This is a genomic window from Cobetia sp. MC34 (assembly GCF_018340035.1).
GTDB lineage: Bacteria > Pseudomonadota > Gammaproteobacteria > Pseudomonadales > Halomonadaceae > Cobetia > Cobetia amphilecti.
The window spans coordinates 1-19,853 of sequence record NZ_JADPPY010000026.1; the positions used below are offsets into that span (position 1 = coordinate 1).

Consider the following 19,853-nt stretch of genomic DNA (forward strand, 5'->3'; position numbering starts at 1 on the left):
GGCGACGCTTGCGAGGAACTTCCAACACGCTTGATTCCGTCATGATAAGTGTCCACTTATTGATAGGTGGACATCTAACGTGACGGAATTCAGGACTCTGCGGTAGATGGGATCACCGGTCGCTTACCGATACCCGCCAGATAGCGCCAGTTGCCCCAGTTGGAGGCGACGTCGTGATCCAGTAGCTGATGCTCGAACCAGGCCGCTCCCTGGCGCCAGTCCACGCCAAGGTCCTTGACCAGAAAGCTCGCCACGTTCTGGCGCATCCGGTTGCTCAGCCAGCCGGTAGCCGCCAGTTCGCGCATGCCGGCATCGACCCACGGCACCCCGGTCATTCCGCTCTGCCAGCGTTCAAGCGCTTCCGACGCCAGCTCGTGGCTTTGCGGCTGAGCCGCGTCGTGGCCTGGGGACTCGCCCGTGAAGGTGTGTCTGCCCAGCCGCCGTGCATCCCAGTGGAAGTATTCGCGCCATAACAGCTCGACGCGGATCCAGTCGCTGTCCTTGAAAGCTGCCTGCGGATGCGCGCAGTGCTCGGGCAGCGTGGTCTGAAAGCGGTGCAGCGCGTCCAGTATTCGTCGCGGCGACAGACAGCCCAGTGCCAGCCACACGGAGAAGCGGGTCGAGAAACCTGCGCCGCTGAGGCGATTGCGGGTGGTCTTGTACTGGCCGGCGAAGGCCGGGTCCAAGTAATCCTGCAGGCGCTGCAAGCCGGCGGGCTCTCCAAGGGCAAAGGGGTACTCGCCGCGGGAGTCGGCCTGCCAGTGGCGAGCCTTGAGCAGGTGCTTAGCCGCGTCCTGAAAGCCTCGAGGGGCGGCCTCTGGCCAACCGGGAAGCGTGGATGGCGCGTCCAGTGGGGCGGGCATGTCGGGGAGGCTCGGGCGAGCCTTCTCCAGCTTGCGCCGGAAGGCACTGAAACTCTCGGGGAGTGCGGTGAGTGGTTCCGGCAGCTCGTTTTCGTCCAGCAGCAAACCGCTGTTCAATTGCCGCAGGCGACACTGGCTTGCCACCGCGCGTTGCTGGCGTTGTTCCACCAAGCCCGTGGCGCGGCGCGTGATGACGCCCCGACAGCCATATTGCCTTGCCAGCTGCGGAATCAGTCGTGCCGCTTCGCCGTGGAGGATCAGAAGGTCACTTCCCAGCGCCTGAAGTCGCGTGCGCAGCGATTCCAGACTTTCGAGCAGGGCGTGTTGTCGCCCCATGCTGAGCGGCTGCAGGCGTGACTCTCCGGCACTGACGCTGCCGAAGGGCTGAAAGGTTGTCTCCGCCACCACGTGCACGACCAGCAGGTGCGAGGCTCTCTCCTCGAGTGCGGCCTGCCACAACGGGTTGTCATCCAAGCGCAGGTCCTCGTTCAACCATACCAGCCAGAGGTCAGTGGACGTCATCGCGCGCCTCCCGTGCCAGCTGGCGTGCGTTGCGACGACAGCGCTGACTGCAATGGCGTACGTCGTCCCAACAGTCCTGCCACTTTTTGCGCCATGTGAAGGGGCGCTGGCAGGTCTGACATAGTTTGCTGGGCAGGGGCGGTTTGCGATGCATGCTGGCAAGGCTCCTTAAAATCATTACATAACCTATACCATAATTGTACATTGCGCGAAATGGCGGCCAGAAAATCCCCTGTCATCCTGTTGACGAGCGCCTTGCATGCCTGACTCAGTCGCTGCCCAGCAGTTGATCCAGTTGTCGCTCCAGAGTCTGCATGGTGAGCAGCAGATCACGGTATTGGCGTGCATTGACGGCGCCGAGCAGCTCATCCTCGAAACGCCGCGCTTCGGGAATCAGCTCGGCGAGCATGGCCTCTCCCTCGGCGGTGAGAACGAGCAACTGCGCACGCTGGTCCTGCTCGCTCGGGCGACGCAGGATCAGTTCACGGCTCTCCAGTGATTTGACGGCGCGCGAGACGCGTACCTTGTCCATGTGGGTGCGCAGGCTGATTTCCCGCGCGGTCATCGGCACGCCGCGGCTCAACCAGGCCAGCAGACGCCACTCGGCGACATTGATGGCGAAGCGCTCGCCATAGCGGGCGAACATCGCCTCACTGGTACGCTCGGCCAGTCGGTTGAGGCGATAGGGCAGGAACTGGTCAAGATCCAGCTCGCTGTGGGACCGGTCCTGTGAGGCTTCCCCATCAAGGGCATCGCGCGCTTCGGGAGTGTCATCGGTGCGTTGCATCGAGAGTTACCTGTCTCGGTGAGGGGGCTGACCAGCGTTGTCACGACAGTGCATTGCGGTCGAATTAGGTTACCAATGTTACCACTTTCGATAGCGAGCAAGACAAAAGTCGATCACTTGGGAGATTGCTAAGGTATGAATCTGGCTATATGGTTTCATGTGTAACTAATTGGGGCAGTGGCGGTATGTCGTGCCGTGGATGCCCCAGGTCATCAGGAGCCGCGAGCCCACAAGGAGATGAATCGTCATGCGCGAGCGCAACGCTGAGTGTCATTATCACGCCGGTTTTCGAAATCATGTCTCCAGCGAGGCGTTGCCTGGCGCCTTACCGCAGGGCCAGAACTCTCCCCAGCGTTGCCCCTACGGCCTGTACGCGGAGCAGTTGAGCGGCTCGGCCTTCACCGCGCCGCGTAGCCACAATCTGCGCAGCTGGCTTTACCGCATTCGGCCCTCGGTGGTGCAGGGCGCCTATCAGCCCATGGAGATGCCGCAGGTCGCCACCGCACCGCTGGCCGAGAGAAAGCCGGATCCCAACCCGATGCGCTGGGACCCCATCGCGTTCTGCGCTGGCGATTTTCTGGAAGGCCTGATCACGCTGGCGGTCAATGGGGATGCCCAGGCGCAGCAGGGCTGTGCCACGCATCTCTACGCCTTCTCTTGCGGCATGCAGCAGCGCTTTTTCTATAACGCCGATGGCGAATTGCTGATCGTGCCGCAGCAGGGTGCCATCGAGGTGCGCAGCGAGCTGGGCCTGCTGGAAGTCGCCAGCGGCGAGATCGTCGTGATTCCGCGTGGTATCAAGTTCCAGCTCAATCCGCTGGCGGGCCATGCGGAGGGCTGTCGAGGCTATGTGGCCGAGAACTATGGCGCGCCTCTCGAGTTGCCATCGCTGGGGCCCATCGGAAGCAATGGACTGGCCAACCCGCGTGACTTCCTCGCGCCATCGGCACGTTTCGAGGACAAAGCCGGTGACTTCACGCTGGTGGCCAAGTTCGGCGGGCGTTTCTGGCGCGCGAGCCTGGATCATTCACCGCTGGATGTCGTGGCCTGGCACGGCAACTACGCGCCCTACAAATATGATCTGGCGACCTTCAATACGATCAATACGGTCAGCTTCGATCATCCTGACCCTTCGATCTTCACCGTGCTGACATCACCGTCGGACACCGCCGGGGTCGCCAACCTCGACTTCGTGATCTTCCCGCCACGCTGGATGGTCGCCGAGAACACCTTCCGGCCGCCGTACTTCCATCGCAACCTGATGAGTGAGTTGATGGGGCTGATCCATGGCGAATATGACGCCAAGCGCGAAGGCTTCCGTCCGGGCGGCGCGAGTCTGCACAACGCCATGACCCCGCATGGCCCTGACACTGCCACCTTCGAGGCGGCCAGTCAGGCAGAGCTCGCTCCTCGCTATCAGGGCAATACGCTCGCCTTCATGTTCGAGAGTCGCTATCTGTTCCAGTCCACCCCACAGGCCCTGTCGTCGAGCGCTCGGCAGCGCGACTACGGCTCGGTCTGGCAGGGGCTCGCGTCTCACTTTACGCCTCACACCACTCCTCAATCCACCCCTTGATTCACTCCTTAATTCACCCTGCATCAGCGATGAACTTTGACTGTTCATCGTCATCCGACCCCAGGCAATTCCTGCATTATTGCTCACGTTGCTCTTCAAGGAGGCACCCATGAAATTCGCTACCTACCAGGATGGTTCCCGCGATGGAACACTGCTGCTGGTCTCCCGTGACCTGACCCGCGCCGTCAAGGTCGCGGATGTCGCCACGACGCTGCAGGCGCTGCTGGAAGACTGGGCCTCGCTGGCGCCCGGGCTCGAGCAACGCTACGCGGCGCTCAATGATGGCACGCTGACGGACGCCTTTGCGCTGGAAAGCCAGGCGCTGCATTCCCCGCTGCCGCGCAGTTATCAGTGGGCAGACGGCTCGGCGTATCTGAACCATGTCCAGTTGGTGCGTCAGGCGCGTGGCGCCGAGATGCCCGAGACCTTCTGGCATGACCCGCTGATGTATCAGGGCGGCAGCGACAGCTTCCTGGCCCCCGGCGCCGATATCGTGTGTGTCAGTGAGGAGCATGGCATCGATTTCGAAGGCGAGATCGCCGTCATCACCGATGATGTGCCGATGCACGTCAGTCCGGAGCAGGCCGAGGACCACATTCGCCTGTTGATGCTGGTCAATGATGTAAGTCTGCGTGGGCTGATCCCTGGCGAACTGGCCAAGGGCTTCGGCTTCTTCCAGGCCAAGCCGTCGTCAAGCTTCTCGCCCATCGCCGTGACGCCGGATGAGCTGGGGGATGCCTGGCAGCAGGGGCGCGTGCATCTGCCGCTCAGCGTGCATCTCAATGGTGAGAAGTTCGGTGAGCCAGAGTCCGGGCCAGACATGATCTTCAGCTTCCCGCAGCTGGTGGCGCACGCCGCGAAGACTCGCCCCCTGGGCGCCGGCGCGATCATCGGCTCAGGCACCGTGTCCAATCCCGGCAAGGATGGCGGCCCCGGCAAACCGATCAGCGAAGGGGGCGTGGGCTACAGCTGTCTGGCCGAAGTCCGCATGGTCGAGAAGATCCTGTTCGATGAGATTCGCACGCCCTTCATGCGTTTCGGTGATCGCATCCGCATCGAGATGTTTGATCGAGATGGCCAGAGCATCTTCGGCGCCATTGATCAGCAGGTGACGCAGTTGGACGCCTGATGGCGGCGTCGAGAGGCAGAGCTTCTCAGAGACATGTCTCGGGAAGACGTCGTGTACCGGTAAGCCTCAAGCCAACTGGGTGCGAGGTAGTGCGAAGGGGCGGCCGGCATCCAACCGCGTCACAGGGGAGTGCAGCATGAGTTCAATGAGCCTGTATGGCTATTACCGTTCATCTACCAGCTATCGGGTAAGAATCGCGCTGGCGCTCAAGGGGATAGAGGTCGCTCAGGTGCCGGTCAATCTGCTCAAGGGCGAACAGCGCAGCGCGGACTATCTGGCCATCAACCCCCAGGGACTGGTGCCGACCCTGATGGTGGGAGATACCCCCGCACCGGTGGCCCTGACCCAGTCGCTCGCGATCATGGAATATCTGGAGGAGCGCTGGCCCACCCCGGCGCTGTTGCCCTCAGCGCCGGAAGCGCGTGCGAAGGTGCGCTCACTGTGCCAGTTCATGGCCTGTGAGATGCATCCGCTCAACAATCCGCGCGTTCTCAATTATCTGACCGATCGGCTTGAGGTCACCCAGCAGCAGCGCCTTGAGTGGTACCGACACTGGGTCGCTGAGGGCTTCGCGCGTCTGGAAGTGATGCTGGCGGAAAGTGCGGGACGTTTCTGTTATGGAGATAGCCCGGGCATGGCGGATGCCTGCCTGATGCCCCAGCTCTACAATGCGCGCCGCTTCGAGTGTGAACTCAAGGACTACCCGAGGATTCTGGCCATCGAGGCGGCCTGTCAGTCACTGGAAGCCTTCCAGCAGGCCCATCCCGAGCGTCAGCCAGATTGTCCGGCGGCATGATCATTGTCGGTATCCCGAGATGAAAGCGCCTCAGCGGTCTCGACGAGGCGCTTTCATATCTCAGGCCATCGTCTCAACGACAGCACTTGCTGGAGTCGCCGCTGGCGGGTGTCTGCTCGACCACCACGGCAGACGTGGGTGGGGCGCAACAACTGCGGGTGGCGCAGGATGATGGCGGAGCGTCAGGGGCTTGGGAGCTTGCGTCTTGCTCATGCGCAGCTTGCACGCTTTCGGCCTGCTTGGCCTCGCCAAGCTCAACTCGCGCATCGCGAATCACCTGCCAGGCGGACTGCAGGAAGAGGGCGGCAATCGCCGCCCCCAGCAGCACATCCGGCCAGCGGGAACCTGTCCAGCCGACCAGTAGTGCGGCGCCGAAGACCGAGGCATTGGCGATGATGTCATTGCGTGAACATAGCCAGGTGGAGCGCATGTTCAGATCATCCGATTTGAAGCGCCACAGCAGGCCGAAGCAGACCAGATTGACGGCCAGCGCCAGCAGGGCGAAGGCACCCATGCCGTGTGCGGCTGGGGTGACGCCATGGAGGGCCTGATAGCCTGCCTCGCCAAGGACGATCACACCCAGCGCCAGCATCACGATGCCTTTCACCAGCGCGCTCAAGGCACGTTCACGCACGCTGCGGTGCAGGACATAGAGGGTCAGGGCGTAGACGCTGGCATCGCCGAACATGTCGAGTGAATCCCCCAGCAGTGCGGTGGAGCCCAGCCACCAGGCTGCGGTGAATTCGATGAAGAACATGCTGGCATTCAGTGCCAGCAATATCTTGAGTACCTTGCTCTGAGCTCTGCCAGCTCGCCGGACTTGCTTTCGCAACAGCTTTTCATAAGGGGTCTTGGCCTCCTGTCGTATTGCTGACAGCATGGAGGTTATAGTCACTATAAGGTCAAGTCTCATGACACAAGGAACCGAGCGCGAGCCGGGGACAGCAGCGCAAGACCCGCAAAGATCAGCGGCTTTCACAATGTCTGACACAGAGGCTGTCACAGGGGCGATGAGCATCGGTCAGCTGGCCAAGGCCTCAGACGTCCAGGCGGTGACGATCCGCTACTACGAGAAGCAGGGTCTGTTGGCCCCGCAGCGGCGTGCGGCCAACGGCTATCGCGAATATGGCAATGCACAACTGCGCCGGTTGACCTTCATCCGCCGTTGTCGGCGTCTGGGTTTCTCGCTGGATGATATCCGCGCCTTGCTGGGGCTGGCGGATCAGCAGGCGTTGCCGTGCGATCAGATAGACGCGCGCATCGAGGCGCAGCTGGCCGAGGTGCGCAAGCGTCAGCGCGATCTCGCCGTCATGGAGGAGGAGTTGCAGCGCCTGACGCACTGCTGCGCCGGCGGGGTGGTGGCGCAGTGCCGTATCGTCGAGTCACTGTCCGAGACCGAGGAGTAAGGCCCTGGCATTTTCGCGCGCGCAAGGATGACTGAAGGCCGCTGATCGCGCCCGCCTCTGTTGCCGCGCCGCGCCAGCCGCTACAATGCGCGCCATTCGTCTTGTTCTGCTATTCACCCAACAGTGCGCGCGGCGTGCCTCACGTCGGGCCGGATGCCTTTCAGCTCATGTCAGATTCCCAGATTGCCAAGGCGGCGGATGTACGCCGTACATTCGCCATCATCTCTCACCCGGATGCCGGTAAGACCACCATCACCGAGAAGCTGCTGCTGTTCGGGAATGCCATCCAGATGGCCGGCTCGGTCAAGAGCAAGCGGGCCGATCGCCACGCGACCTCTGACTGGATGAAGATGGAGCAGGAGCGTGGCATCTCCGTGACCACCTCCGTGATGCAGTTCCCCTACAAGGACCGCATGGTCAACCTGCTGGATACCCCCGGGCACGAGGACTTCTCCGAAGATACCTACCGGACGCTGACGGCCGTCGATTCGGCACTGATGGTCATCGATGGTGCCAAGGGTGTCGAGGACCGCACCATCAAGCTGATGGAAGTCTGCCGCCTGCGCACCACGCCGATCCTGACCTTCGTCAACAAGATGGACCGCGAGACGCGTGACCCCATCGAGGTGATGGACGAAGTCGAGACGGTGCTCAACATCCAGTGCGCGCCGATGACCTGGCCGATCGGCGTCGGCAAGGGCTTCAAGGGCGTCTACCACCTGCTCAATGACGAGATCCACCTCTACAAGCAGGGCCAGGGCAACCGCATTCCCGATGACGTGCGCATCAAGGGCCTCGATAGCCCGGAAGCCATCGAAGTGCTGGGCGAGGACCTGATCGAAGAGCTGAGCATGGAAGTCGAGCTGGTGCGCGGCGCCTCACACGAGTTCGATCTCGAGGCCTATCGTCGCGGTGATCTGACGCCAGTCTACTTCGGTACCGCCATGGGCAACTTCGGCGTGCGCGAGATGCTCGACGGCTTCGTCGAATATGCCCCGCCGCCCCAGCCGCGTGATACCGATACCCGCGAAGTCACGGCCCACGATGAGCGCTTCACCGGCTTCGTGTTCAAGATCCAGGCCAACATGGACCCGAAACACCGTGACCGTGTCGCCTTCCTGCGTGTCTGCTCCGGCAAGTACGAGAAGAACATGAAGATGCGCCACGTGCGCATCAACAAGGACGTCAAGATTCCTGACGCCCTGACCTTCATGGCGGCGGACCGCTCCCACGTGGAAGAGGCCTGGCCGGGCGATATCATCGGCCTGCACAACCACGGCACCATCCAGATCGGTGACACCTTCACCATCGGTGAGGACATGCGTTTCACCGGCATTCCGCACTTCGCGCCGGAACTGTTCAAGCGCGTGCGCCTGAAGGACCCGCTGAAGATGAAGGCGCTGCAGAAAGGCCTGCAGCAGCTCTCCGAGGAGGGCGCGACCCAGGTCTTCCAGCCCTTCGATAACAACGACCTGATCGTCGGTGCCGTCGGTACGCTGCAGTTTGACGTGGTCGCTCACCGCCTGAAGGAAGAGTACAAGGTCGAGTGTATCTATGAGGCGATCAACGTGCAGACCGCACGCTGGATCTACTGCGATGACACCAAGATGCTGGAAGACTTCAAGCGCAAGGCCAGTGCCAACCTGGCCTACGACGGCGGCGGCTGGCTGACCTACATCGCGCCGACCCGCGTCAATCTGCAGCTGACCCAGGAACGCTGGCCGGACATCACCTTCCGCGCGACCCGTGAGCACTGAGACAGTTGCCGCAACGGAGTTGCCACAACGGCGTTGCCACAGCGGCGCTGCGCTAGCGAGACTGTCGATCACGACATGAAGAACGCCACCCCTCGGGGTGGCGTTTTTGTATGCCCGGATAAAAGGTGGCACTTTTTGTGGCCAGACATGCGTGTAACCCTACGTTTACACAGCCAACCCATGGCGTGGCATCAGCACGGCATAATGTTCGGGTCATGTTGTCTTGCTGGCATCCGTGTGATGAAGCTTGCTGGGGCGAAGGTCGGTAGGGCGCAGACAATGACAACACAATGGCGTGGGATGTGTCTCAGTGCGGGCCATGCATGATGCGTGGCAATCCACCGGATGGTTAGCGAGTGACAGGAGATGACAGATGTCCGGATTCATGCAGGAATTTCGTGATTTTGCCGTCAAGGGAAGCGTCGTCGACATGGCGGTCGGCATCATCATCGGCGGGGCATTCACACTGATCGTCAAGAGTCTGGTCGGTGACATGCTCAACCCGCTGATCGGGCTGCTGATCGGCGGAGTCGATTTCGCCAACTTCTTTGTCGTCCTCAAGGAAGGCGCTCAGGCCGCGCCCTACGCCAGTCTCGAGGCGGCCAAGGAAGCGGGAGCCGTCACGCTGAACTATGGCTTGTTCATCAATGCCATCATCAGCTTTGCTCTGGTGGCGCTGGCGGTGTTCGTGTTGATCCGACAGATCAACAAGCTCAAGAAGGAAGCCGAGGAAGCGCCGGAAGAGGTCACCGACAAGGATTGCCCGTATTGTCTTTCCAAGGTACCGCTGGCGGCGACCCGTTGTGGTCATTGCACCTCCGAGCTGGCGCCGGCAGCGCCGGTGGAGGCGGCCTAGGCCATCTGCGTCAGTCACGACGACTGGCAAGCAATATCGACACTCGTCCTCAAGGGACCGGCCACCAGGCCGGTCCCTTCGTTTGTCTGACACACGCTGATATAGCACGATGGCTGTACGACCATCCCCGGGAGATTCCATGCTGATCGACAGCCATTGCCATCTGGATTTCGCTGACTTCACGCCGGATCGTGAGGCGGTCATCGCGCGTGCCGAGCAGGAAGATGTCTCGGCCTTCGTGGTGCCCGCCACCACGGTGGCAAGCTTCCCGGCAGTGCTGGCGCTGGTGGATTCATCGGCGCGTATCTTTGGCGCCCTGGGACTGCATCCCTATTTTCTGTCCGAGCATGGCGATGACGCGCTGGCGGCGCTTCATCAGGCCCTCGATCAGCATGCTGGCCAGGTCGTCGCGTTGGGCGAATGTGGCTTCGATGCGCGACTGGCCGATCATGATGCCCAATGGCAGCTGTTCGAGGTCCAGCTGAGCATGGCACGCGAATTCTCCCTGCCTGTCATCGTGCACTGCGTGCGCGCCAATGACGAAGTCGCCAAGCGTATCAAGCAGGCACGACTCACCCGTGGCGGCATCATCCACGCCTTCGCGGGCAGTCAGGTGCAGGCGGAGCGCTTTCTCGAGCTTGGCTTCGTGCTGGGGCTGGGCGGCAGCGTGACCTACCCGCGTGCCAACAAGCTGCGCGGAGTGGTGGCGTCACTGCCCGATGATGGCTTCGTGCTGGAAACCGATAGCCCCGACATGCCGCTGTGCGGGTTTCAAGGTCAGCGCAATGAGCCATCGCGTGTGGCCAAGGTCGCGGATGTGGTGGCGGAACTCCGTTCGAGCAGTCGCCACGATATCGCGTTATCCACCACGACGAATGTGCAGCGTATTCTTCAACTGAACGTCTGATCTAGACTGACCTCAAAGGCCAGGCGACAGCCTGCCGACCCGGTTCAGGAGGTCGCCTCATCATCGGTAAATCAATGTCAGATTCTTCAGCATCGCGTTCCTCCTCTCGTGTGCCGGCACACGAGTCTTCTGCTGTCTTCGCGCACGCCTCCCTGCCTGCTGGCCCCCGCTATCGGATGTACCTGCTGCCGCTGCTGTTGCTGGCGGCATTGCTGGCCACCGCCTGGTTGACGGCCAGCCAGATCACGCAATCCCGCGAGGCGGATCGTGAGTCCGACAGGCAGCGGCTGGCCTTGTGGGTCCAGAGTGAACAGCGCCTGCTCGCGGGACAGTTGCAGGAAAACGGCTACTGGGAAGAAGCCGTGACCAGGTTTCTGCGCGAGCCCGAGCTCGACACGACCTGGCTCGAGTACATGTATGGCCCCGAGTTCGCCATCAATACCGGCATACATCTGATCTCTGCCGTGCGTGGCGATGGACAGGTGGCCGCCTGGGTGCAGCACAATGCCGGGTCGCCGGGGGCCGACTGGCTGGGCAAGCAGCCGGTGAGCTGGCGTCGTGCGCTCGCCCCTGTCATGCAGGCGGCCCGCCAGTCACCGACACAACCTCAGCTGGTCTGGTTGATCGTCGACAACCAGCCATGGCTGATCGGCATGCAGGGGCTCTACGAGGATGAGGAGGCCTTGCCAGCGCAGGAAGAGCAGGGGCTGTTGATTCTGGGCATGCCGCTCACGACAGGCCTGCTGGACGAGCAGGCGGCCGTGCTGGGCTTGAAGGGTCTGCAGGTCGTCAGCAACGCCATGCCACAGCCCATCGCGACGCAGCAGGTCTGCGTGGCCTTGCCCGCATCCAGCCGTGCCGATCGCTACAACCATGCCAAGGCCTGCTGGCAGGATGAAAATCGCGTCGCTCAGTTGCTGCAGGAGATGGGCACTCCGCTGGCGGTGCTGCTGTTGATCATTTTGCTGGCGGGCATGGGCACCATCGGCATGTTGGTGCGCGATAGTCGATACCGCAGGGCGAGTCGGGCCTATGGCGCCTACCTCGAGCATCAATACCAGCGCCACAGCATTCTCAACCAGCAGTTACTGAGCGCCCCCTATGAAACCCACACGCCGCAGAATGCGCGGGCGTCTCTCACCCGGTACCTGCAGCGCGTGCGCGAGATGCTGGGGGCAGAGATCATCATCTATCGGCGTGAGGTGGGAAATCCCAACGCCGGCTACCTGATTCTGCAGAGTCACGATGAGCGTGAGTGGTTGAGTGAGGCATCGTTGCGGCGTGATCCTCTCTGGCGCCTGCCGGTGGGGCGCGTGTGCGTGTCAGCCGGTGATCGCTCGCGACGCGATGGGAGCGTCGACAGGAGTGTCGATGAGCAGGAAGATCGCGCGCTGCTGCTGTGTCAGCGACTGGGCGCCAGCCAGCTGATGGGCTATTCGGTCTCGCCGCATCCCGGACGCAGCGAATTGCTGCTGGTGGCCAGTCGCGGCCATCGACTTAACGCCACCGAGATGATGCCGTTGCTGGACATGACTCTCGATACGCTGGTGGTACGAGGACTGGAGCAGGAACGCGTGCTGCTCCAGCACCAGTTGCTCGAGGAGCGCGAGACGGATCTCGATACCGGTCTGCTCAGCCGTGAAGGCATACTGCGTCTGATCAAGGTGCGGATTGACCAGCTGGGCGAGGTCGCGCCGATGGAGGGCTTCGTGCTGATGGCGCTGCGGATCGGCGGCTTGCAGGTGCTCTATGATCATGCCGGCGCCGAGCCGGGCAATCACCAGCTGGAGCAGGTCCAGAAGCGCATCGCTCCCTTGCTGGGCAATTCCGGCGATGTGGCGCGCCTCGAGACCGACAGGTTGCTGATCATGGTCCAGCGCCGGCTGCTGGAAGCGACGCGAGGCGGTATCAGCGGCTGGCTGGACAATCTGCTGAATGCCGTGCGCGACAAGGTCACGCTCAATGATGAGGTGATCTATCTGCAGCCGAGCCTGGGTATCACGCGCTATCCCGAAGATGGCCATCAGGTGGATGCGTTGGTCTATCGCGCCGAACGTGCTTTGCACGATGCCCAGCAATGCCAACGCGAGTGGCATTTCTTCGATGAGGAGGCGGAGCGTGAGTTGCGCCGCCTCAAGCAGCTGGAAGCCGAGTTCACTGTCGCGCTGCGTGAGAATCAGCTCAGGCTGTTCGTGCAGCCGATCGTCGACGGGCGTACCGGCCGCTTGCAGCTGTCGGAGGCGCTGATTCGCTGGCAGCACCCCGAACATGGCTTGATGGGCTCGGCGGACTTCATGGCCATCGTCGAGTCTGCACGCCTGGATGTCGCGCTGGGGCGCTGGGTGCTCAAGGAGAGCATCGCGACCCTGATGCGCGTACACGAAAGCGGCCATGAGCTGCATCTGAGCGTCAACGTGACCGTGCGCCACATGATGGACAAGCGCTTCCTGTCGGACCTGGAAATATTGTTCCGGCACCCGGAGCTATGTGAGCGCCTGACGCTTGAGCTGGTCGAGAGCCAGCTGCCGGATGACATCCAGGCCTTGGCCGTGCTGTTCCAGACCATCCGGGCTCACGGCGTGGCGTTGGCACTGGACGATTTCGGTACGGGCTACTCCTCGCTGTCGCAGCTGCAGCGGCTACCGTTCGACAAGCTCAAGATCGATCGGCAGTTCGTGACTGCGCTGGGCTCCAGCAAGGGGCAGGCCATGATCGAAGCGATGCTGGGGCTGGCGGAGGCCTTCCATCTTGCGGTGGTGGCCGAAGGCATCGAGACGCCAGAACAGCGAGCCGGGTTGCTCGCGCATGGCTGCTCGCTGCATCAGGGCTATCTCTATGCACGACCGATGCCGGTGCAGGAGCTGATCGAGCACCTGATCGCAGGGGATGGTTGGCTGCCGGAAGGGCTGTAAGGGCTGTAAGGGCTGTAAGGGCTGTAAGGGCTGTAAGGGCTGTAAGGGCTGTAAGGGCTGTAAGGGCTGGGAGCCCCGGCAGGCGCCTGAAATCAGCAATCCGTGACAGACAAAAGCCCCGCACGTTGGCACGTGCGGGGCTTTCCTGTGGCGGCTTTCAAGCGATCAGTCCTTCAGGGCGATCAGCCTTTCGAGCCGTACCCTTCAGCCCTTGAGCTGCTCCGGATCGCGACGCTCGACGGCATAGGGCAGCGCGCTGCGCTCAAGCTGGGTGCCATCTTCCAATGCCAATGCGATCTCTTCATCGCGCAGGCTGATCACGGCCAGCAGCTCCAGGCGGCCCTGCTCATCATGGGCTGCCTGCAGCACTTCGCCGAGGGACTTGCCGTCGGGGTTTGTGACCTTGCTGCCCACCGCCGGCAAGTCGGCTGGCTGCGCCGTCGTCAGGCGTTGCAGGCGCTTCTTGACCTGGCCGCGGAAGTGGGCGCGTGCCACGACTTCCTGACCTGTGTAGCAGCCCTTCTTGAAGCTGATCGCGGCGAGGGCTTCCAGATTGAGCATCTGCGGCAGCCAGCTGTCAGTCTGCGCGGACGTGACCCACTGCAGACCGGCGCGGATATCTTCCAGGCCCCAGCGGGTGTCACCGCTGGCGACCACATCGCGTGCGAAAAGCGCCGTGGCGAGGTCTGCCAGGGCGGCATGCGGGCCGACCAGTATCGCGCGCGGGGTATTGCCTGACGGCTGGCGCGCCAGCGCGCAGGCCTGCGGTTCTTCGTCCTCGCTCGACTGCAGGACCGAGCGCATGGCCAGGTCATGCTCGGCCAGCGCAGGTGCCGCGAGGGCGTCGGCACATGCTGCCAGACTCTGCTCGCCGAGCAGGCCGAGCACGCTCAGCTCACTCGACACCTCCAGCGTCACCTTGTAGAAGGGCGCGAACTTGGCCAGATGGGCGCGCAGCGGTTCGGCGGTGCCAGCCGGCATCACCAGCCACAGGCGCTCTTCGCTGACGCGCAGCAGCTGGGCCATGGCCAGAATGCGTCCCTTCGGGGTGCAGAAGGTCGTCAGCGGCGCCAGCTCGCCATCGACCAGACTCAGCTGCTGTGAGGTCTGTCCCTGCAGAAAGCGTTCGCCATCCTTGCCGCAGACCTCGAGTACCTCGAAATTGTTCAGCGGGGCCAGCACATTTTCGGTCCGTACATTCTTGGTCATGTCAGCGAGTGGCATGGAGGCGTCGGCTGGCTCACCCAGCGTCAGGCGGCCGTCCTCGCCGAGCTGGTAGCCGTGGTCTTGCATCAGGGTCTTCAAGGGATTCATCTACCACCATCCTGTTGCGAAGGAGTGAACTGCCGGTGGCGCATTGGCAACCATGCGGCATGTCGGATGCCCGCATTGTCACGCGCCAGCTGGCGGCTGTCAGCCCCTTGTGCCTCAAGTGGCAGTAAAAGAACGGGCAAATCAGTGTTCCCGTCCTGCCAGCCTTTTATGCAGCCTGGTTCGCGACGGTCTGATGGGCGCTGACTGTCAGGCAACCGTGCTATTCTTGACGGCTGCAATGCGCCGCGGCGCCCCTTTTTACTTACTGCATGACAGGAATGACACGATGGCCAGCTTTTCTCTTACTCTGATCGGCGTCGAGAGCGTCAAGGACGTCAACAAGGTCACCACGGCGCTGATGATGATGGATGGCGTCAAGGAAGCCGAGGTCGGGCGTGGCTTTGCCGAAGTCGACGGTCAGGTGCGTTATGACGCACTGGTCAAGACGGTCGAGAAGGCCGGTTACAAGGTCAAGTGACTGCAGTGCGGTGACGCTGACAGGCGGGAAACAGGCAGCGTCTCACGAGCGGGATCACGGACAGATCAGCGACAGGGAGGTGACGAATGAGTATCGAGGTAATCAGCCGTCGGTCAGGCAGTTTCGTGCAACGGGTACAGGTCGCAAGCTTTGAAGAGTTGCTGGTCGATGTGCCGGCGGTGGTCGGCGGCGACGAAAGCGCTCCGGACCCTCATGACTACTTCGATCTGTCGCTGGGGGCCTGCAAGTCGATCACCGTGCAGATGTACGCCCGGCGCAAGGGCTTGCCGTTGGAGGGGATCATCACCACGGTGGACCGGGACGACAGCGACGAGCGCCGTGGCAGCAACAGCGAATATCGCCTCACGGTCAGCATGCAGTTCCTGGCCGAGGAGGGCCATGAGCTGGACGCCGAGACCTGCGCGCGCCTGATCGAGATCTCCGAGCGTTGTCCCATCCATCGCCTGATGACCAGCACCCGGATCTCGGTGACCAGTCGAGAAGCGCCCGCGAGCGCATGAGCGCCGGGCAATCATCTGCCTGTCGTCAGTTGAAGACTCGACTGACTGCCACCATTGAGAGCGCATGAGCAAACCATTTCGCATCGACTCCAAGTTTCAGCCGGCCGGTGACCAACCGGCGGCCATCGAGAAGCTGATCACCGGCCTGGACGCGGGTCTGGCGCATCAGACCCTTCTGGGCGTGACCGGCTCCGGCAAGACCTTCACGGTGGCCAACATCGTGGAGCGCCTGCAGCGTCCGGCCATCGTCATGGCCCCCAACAAGACGTTGGCGGCGCAGCTTTACGGCGAGTTCAAGTCGTTCTTCCCCGACAACGCCGTCGAATATTTCGTCTCCTATTACGATTACTACCAGCCCGAAGCCTACGTCGCCTCCTCGGACACCTTCATCGAGAAGGACGCCTCGATCAACGACCACATCGAGCAGATGCGTCTGTCGGCGACCAAGGCGCTGCTGGAACGCCGCGATGCGATCATCGTGGTCTCCGTCTCGGCCATCTACGGCCTGGGTGACCCGGATCAATACCTGAAGATGCGCCTGCACTTCAATCGTGGCGAGCAGATCGATCAGCGCGGCTTCCTCCGGCGTCTGGCGGAGTTGCAGTACACCCGCAACGACATGGATTTCCGGCGCGGTACCTATCGGGTGCGCGGCGACGTGATCGACATCTTCCCGGCCGACTCCGAAGAGCAGGCGGTGCGTGTCGAGCTGTTCGATGACGAGATCGACTCCATCCGGCTGTTCGATCCGCTGACCGGCGAAGTGGCCGAGTCGGTGCCGCGCATGACCATCTATCCCAAGAGTCACTATGTGACGCCGCGCGAGACCATCGTCGCCGCGGTCGACCACATCAAGGAAGAACTGGTCGAGCGCCTCGATTACCTGCGCAAGCACGACAAGCTGGTCGAGGCCCAGCGCCTGGAGCAGCGCACCCTCTATGACATCGAGATGATGATGGAGCTGGGTTACTGCAACGGCATCGAGAACTACTCGCGCTATCTGTCGGGGCGTGATCCCGGCAATGCGCCGCCGACCTTCTTCGACTACCTGCCCAAGGATGCGCTGGTCTTCATCGATGAGTCCCACGTCAGCGTGCCGCAGGTCGGCGGCATGTATCGCGGTGACCGTTCGCGCAAGGAAACGCTGGTGGAGTACGGCTTCCGCCTGCCGTCGGCTCTCGACAACCGCCCGATGAAATTCGAGGAGTGGGAGAGCATCCTGCCGCAGACCGTATTCGTCTCGGCGACGCCTGGCCCCTACGAGGAAGAGCATGCCGGCCAGGTGGTGGAGCAGGTGGTACGTCCCACCGGGCTGCTCGATCCGGTCATCGAGGTGCGTTCGGCCTCGACCCAGGTGGATGACGTCCTCTCGGAGATTCGCGCGCGCACCAAGGTCGGCGAGCGCGTGCTGATCACCACGCTGACCAAGCGCATGTCGGAAGACCTGACCGAATATCTGGGCGAGCATGACGTGCGGGTGCGCTATCTGCACTCCGATATCGATACCGTCGAGCGCGTCGAGATCATTCGTGACCTGCGTTTGGGCAAGTTCGATGTGCTGGTCGGCATCAACCTGCTGCGTGAGGGCCTCGATATTCCGGAGGTCTCACTGGTAGCGATTCTGGATGCCGACAAAGAGGGCTTCCTGCGCTCGGAACGCTCCCTGATCCAGACCATCGGCCGTGCGGCGCGTAACGCCAACGGCAAGGCCATCCTGTACGGGGATCGCATCACCGATTCCATGCAGCGGGCTATTGCCGAGACCGAACGCCGTCGCGAAAAGCAGATGGCCTTCAATGATGAGCACGGGATCACGCCGCGCACCATCACCAAGTCGGTGGCGGATATCATGGAAGGTGCCCAGGCGCCGGGCCGCAAGAGCAGCCGTCGCAAGGGCAGCGAGCGTCAGGTGGCAGAAGAGACGCCGGACTACGCTGCGCTGGCGGCCGAAGGCCCTCAGGCGCTCGAGAAGGAAATCAGCCGTCTCGAAGATGCCATGTTTGCCGCGGCCAAGAACCTCGAGTTCGAGGAAGCCGGTCGACTGCGCGACCAGATAAACGATGTCCGCAATCGCCTGATCGCGCTGGGCTGACGCTACTCTCCATCCCCCAGCATTCGCGTTGCTAAAGGCATGACCCTGCGCGCCCGACGGTGTTACCCGTCGGGCGCGTGGCGTTCAGGGCTGGCGGGTATCTGACGGGGGAGTGCCATCAGCAAGTTATCCCGTTATCTTGCCTATTGCCTCTCAGATCATCACATTGCAGCTCAGTGCATGGCTCAGGAGCAGGCGGTTGCTCGGGAAGGGCGGCAGCATTGCTTCTCTTACAACCTTGGGCGTAGCCGGGCAGGCGGCTGCGGTGCGTCCTGATGGTGCAAGTGGAGAGGGAAATCCTGTTAACCGCGTGTTGGCATGTGCCAATGACTGGCTTTGATCGTGATTTCCGAGGATTGTCTGGCCACATTGGAAAGCATGGTGCTTTTCGCTATTGGCAGGCTGCTGAGCCGCGTTCATGAGCGCTCAAACGGTCACTTTACATGCGTATTCGCTGCTGCCAATAATGCTTTCAAGGCATTCCTGACGTGTCGACCCCCTGCCGGCAGGCTGGCAGCGGAGCACAAGGTCAGCGGATGACAGACACTGTCGCCAGCCTTTTGCGGTCAGCCCAGCGCTGCCACCAGGCGTCAGTCAGGTCTGCCCGGCCGTAGTACAACAATAATCGGGAACAGGAATTCTCATCATGATGCGCAGGTCTCTTCTCGCTCTCGGTATCGCCGCGGCGATGTCCACCCAGGCTCAGGCCGATATCACCATCGCCATGGCAGGCCCGGTCACGGGGCCGGTCGCCCAGTACGGTGACATGCAGTTCATCGGTGCCGAGATGGCCATCGAACGGATCAATGCCGCCGGTGGCGTCGACGGCGAGATGCTCAAGGGCGTCAAATACGACGACGCCTGTGATCCCAAGCAGGCGGTGGCGGTGGCCAACCAGATCGTCAATGATGGCGTCCAGTACGTGATCGGTCACCTGTGCTCCAGCGCGACCCAGCCGGCCTCGGACATCTACGCCGAGGAAGGCGTGATGATGATCACGGCGGCGTCCACCAGCCCGACCATCACCGAGCAGGGCTATGAGCTGGTCTTCCGCACCATCGGTCTGGATTCCCTGCAGGGGCCGGTCGCCGGGCGCTATATCGCCGAGACGATCAAGCCCACGCACATGGCCGTGATCCACGACAAGCAGCAGTACGGGGAAGGCATCGCCACCGGCGTGCGCGACACCGTCGAGGAGGCGGGCATCGATGTGGTGCTGTTCGAGGGCATCACGGCAGGCGACAAGGATTTCTCGGCGTTGATCTCCAAGCTCAAGAAGGAGAACGTCGACTTCGTCTACTACGGCGGCTATCACCCGGAGCTGGGCCTCTTGCTGCGTCAGTCGCGTGAGCTGGGCTTCGATGCACCCTTCATGGGCCCGGAAGGGGTCGGCAATCCGGACATTTCCAAGATCGCCGGTCAGGCCTCCGAAGGCCTTTACGTGACGCTGCCGCCGGCCTTCGAGACAGACCCGAAGAACGCCGATCTGGTCGCGGCCTTCAAGGACAAGGATCAGGACCCCTCCGGCCCGTTCGTCATGCCGGCCTACACCGCGGTGGAACTGATCGCCGATGGCATCAAGGGCGCCGATTCCACCGACCCGTATGATGTTGCCGAATACCTGCGCGCCAACAGTTTCGACACGCCCATCGGCAAGGTCGAATACGACGAGAAGGGCGATCTGAAGGACTTCAACTTCGTCGTCTACAACTGGCACGCCGACGGAACCAAGAGCGAAGCGGCACATTGATCATCGGCTGGCCTCTGCTCGTCTGAGCCCAGCCTTCGCCACGGCCATGTGACATCTCATCTGGCACCTTATTTGAGACCTCATGTGGCCGTGGTGGATCAACCCCGAGACGCTTCCCGTCATGCCACCTGGCATGGCGGGCTTCTCCGTTCGGTCGAGTCCACGGTGATGCAATATCGCCGTGCCT

Annotated in this window: 17 protein-coding genes; 12 read left to right on the forward strand and 5 right to left on the reverse strand. The window is 62.3% G+C overall.

Features of this window, described 5'->3' with window-relative positions; genetic code table 11:
- Nucleotides 1–89 precede the first annotated feature (89 nt).
- The 3 genes from IZU87_RS12925 to IZU87_RS12935 form a co-directional block, all read right to left on the reverse strand.
- Entirely contained in the window at nucleotides 90–1,385 is a 1,296-nt protein-coding gene (locus IZU87_RS12925; protein WP_213114780.1) for a DASH family cryptochrome, read from the reverse strand.
- Complete coding sequence (locus tag IZU87_RS17940) at nucleotides 1,372–1,590, reverse strand: DUF2256 domain-containing protein (protein WP_339926906.1); 219 nt, start codon at nucleotides 1,588–1,590, stop codon at nucleotides 1,372–1,374. The genes IZU87_RS12925 and IZU87_RS17940 overlap by 14 nt, the downstream gene beginning before the upstream one ends.
- 63 nt (nucleotides 1,591–1,653) lie before the next feature.
- Entirely contained in the window at nucleotides 1,654–2,172 is a 519-nt protein-coding gene (locus IZU87_RS12935; RefSeq protein WP_213114782.1) for a MarR family winged helix-turn-helix transcriptional regulator, read from the reverse strand.
- Nucleotides 2,173–2,419: 247 nt separating this feature from the next.
- On the opposite strand from IZU87_RS12935, the gene hmgA reads away from it, so the two are divergent.
- From hmgA to maiA, 3 genes are all read left to right on the forward strand, one after another.
- A complete protein-coding gene (hmgA, locus tag IZU87_RS12940) occupies nucleotides 2,420–3,748 on the forward strand; it encodes a homogentisate 1,2-dioxygenase (RefSeq protein ID WP_213114783.1) in 1,329 nt (442 codons plus the stop codon).
- 109 nt (nucleotides 3,749–3,857) lie between these two features.
- A complete protein-coding gene (locus IZU87_RS12945) occupies nucleotides 3,858–4,877 on the forward strand; it encodes a fumarylacetoacetate hydrolase family protein (RefSeq protein ID WP_213114784.1) in 1,020 nt (339 codons plus the stop codon).
- Between the two features lie 145 nt (nucleotides 4,878–5,022).
- Nucleotides 5,023–5,673: a maleylacetoacetate isomerase gene (maiA, locus tag IZU87_RS12950; protein ID WP_213114809.1), complete on the forward strand. Its 651-nt coding sequence runs from the start codon at nucleotides 5,023–5,025 to the stop codon at nucleotides 5,671–5,673.
- Between the two features lie 73 nt (nucleotides 5,674–5,746).
- On the opposite strand, the gene IZU87_RS12955 is transcribed toward maiA, so the two are convergent.
- Nucleotides 5,747–6,451 carry a cation efflux transmembrane domain-containing protein gene (locus tag IZU87_RS12955; protein ID WP_249330602.1) on the reverse strand — a complete coding sequence of 235 codons (705 nt, stop codon included), beginning with the start codon at nucleotides 6,449–6,451 and terminating at the stop codon, nucleotides 5,747–5,749.
- 202 nt (nucleotides 6,452–6,653) lie between these two features.
- Between IZU87_RS12955 and IZU87_RS12960 the strand changes: the two genes are divergently transcribed.
- The 5 genes from IZU87_RS12960 (at nucleotide 6,654) to IZU87_RS12980 (ending at nucleotide 13,511) form a co-directional block, all read left to right on the forward strand.
- Nucleotides 6,654–7,079 carry a MerR family transcriptional regulator gene (locus IZU87_RS12960; RefSeq protein WP_249330603.1) on the forward strand — a complete coding sequence of 142 codons (426 nt, stop codon included), beginning with the start codon at nucleotides 6,654–6,656 and terminating at the stop codon, nucleotides 7,077–7,079.
- 167 nt (nucleotides 7,080–7,246) lie between these two features.
- Nucleotides 7,247–8,836, forward strand: a complete 1,590-nt coding sequence (locus IZU87_RS12965; protein WP_192838936.1) for a peptide chain release factor 3 — start codon at nucleotides 7,247–7,249, stop codon at nucleotides 8,834–8,836.
- Nucleotides 8,837–9,209: 373 nt separating this feature from the next.
- Nucleotides 9,210–9,692 (forward strand): large conductance mechanosensitive channel protein MscL, encoded by a 483-nt coding sequence (gene mscL / locus IZU87_RS12970; RefSeq protein WP_054557004.1) that lies wholly within the window; start codon nucleotides 9,210–9,212, stop codon nucleotides 9,690–9,692.
- A gap of 139 nt (nucleotides 9,693–9,831) precedes the next feature.
- The gene (locus IZU87_RS12975; RefSeq protein WP_213114785.1) at nucleotides 9,832–10,599 is read left to right on the forward strand and encodes a TatD family hydrolase; all 768 of its coding nucleotides are present in this window, start codon (nucleotides 9,832–9,834) and stop codon (nucleotides 10,597–10,599) included.
- 74 nt (nucleotides 10,600–10,673) lie between these two features.
- Nucleotides 10,674–13,511 (forward strand): bifunctional diguanylate cyclase/phosphodiesterase, encoded by a 2,838-nt coding sequence (locus tag IZU87_RS12980; RefSeq protein WP_213114786.1) that lies wholly within the window; start codon nucleotides 10,674–10,676, stop codon nucleotides 13,509–13,511.
- A 204-nt stretch (nucleotides 13,512–13,715) separates the two neighbouring features.
- On the opposite strand, the gene ygfZ is transcribed toward IZU87_RS12980, so the two are convergent.
- Nucleotides 13,716–14,825 (reverse strand): CAF17-like 4Fe-4S cluster assembly/insertion protein YgfZ, encoded by a 1,110-nt coding sequence (gene ygfZ / locus IZU87_RS12985; RefSeq protein ID WP_249330604.1) that lies wholly within the window; start codon nucleotides 14,823–14,825, stop codon nucleotides 13,716–13,718.
- A gap of 286 nt (nucleotides 14,826–15,111) precedes the next feature.
- Here ygfZ and IZU87_RS12990 point away from each other — a divergent pair, with 286 nt between their 5' ends.
- From IZU87_RS12990 to IZU87_RS13005, 4 genes are all read left to right on the forward strand, one after another.
- Nucleotides 15,112–15,303, forward strand: coding sequence for a hypothetical protein (locus IZU87_RS12990; protein WP_054557000.1), 192 nt, complete (start codon nucleotides 15,112–15,114; stop codon nucleotides 15,301–15,303).
- 86 nt (nucleotides 15,304–15,389) lie between these two features.
- Nucleotides 15,390–15,824 (forward strand): OsmC family protein, encoded by a 435-nt coding sequence (locus IZU87_RS12995; RefSeq protein ID WP_213114787.1) that lies wholly within the window; start codon nucleotides 15,390–15,392, stop codon nucleotides 15,822–15,824.
- A gap of 64 nt (nucleotides 15,825–15,888) precedes the next feature.
- Nucleotides 15,889–17,916 carry an excinuclease ABC subunit UvrB gene (uvrB, locus tag IZU87_RS13000; protein WP_192838931.1) on the forward strand — a complete coding sequence of 676 codons (2,028 nt, stop codon included), beginning with the start codon at nucleotides 15,889–15,891 and terminating at the stop codon, nucleotides 17,914–17,916.
- A gap of 649 nt (nucleotides 17,917–18,565) precedes the next feature.
- Nucleotides 18,566–19,666, forward strand: coding sequence for a branched-chain amino acid ABC transporter substrate-binding protein (locus IZU87_RS13005; RefSeq protein WP_287024684.1), 1,101 nt, complete (start codon nucleotides 18,566–18,568; stop codon nucleotides 19,664–19,666).
- Nucleotides 19,667–19,853 lie beyond the last annotated feature (187 nt).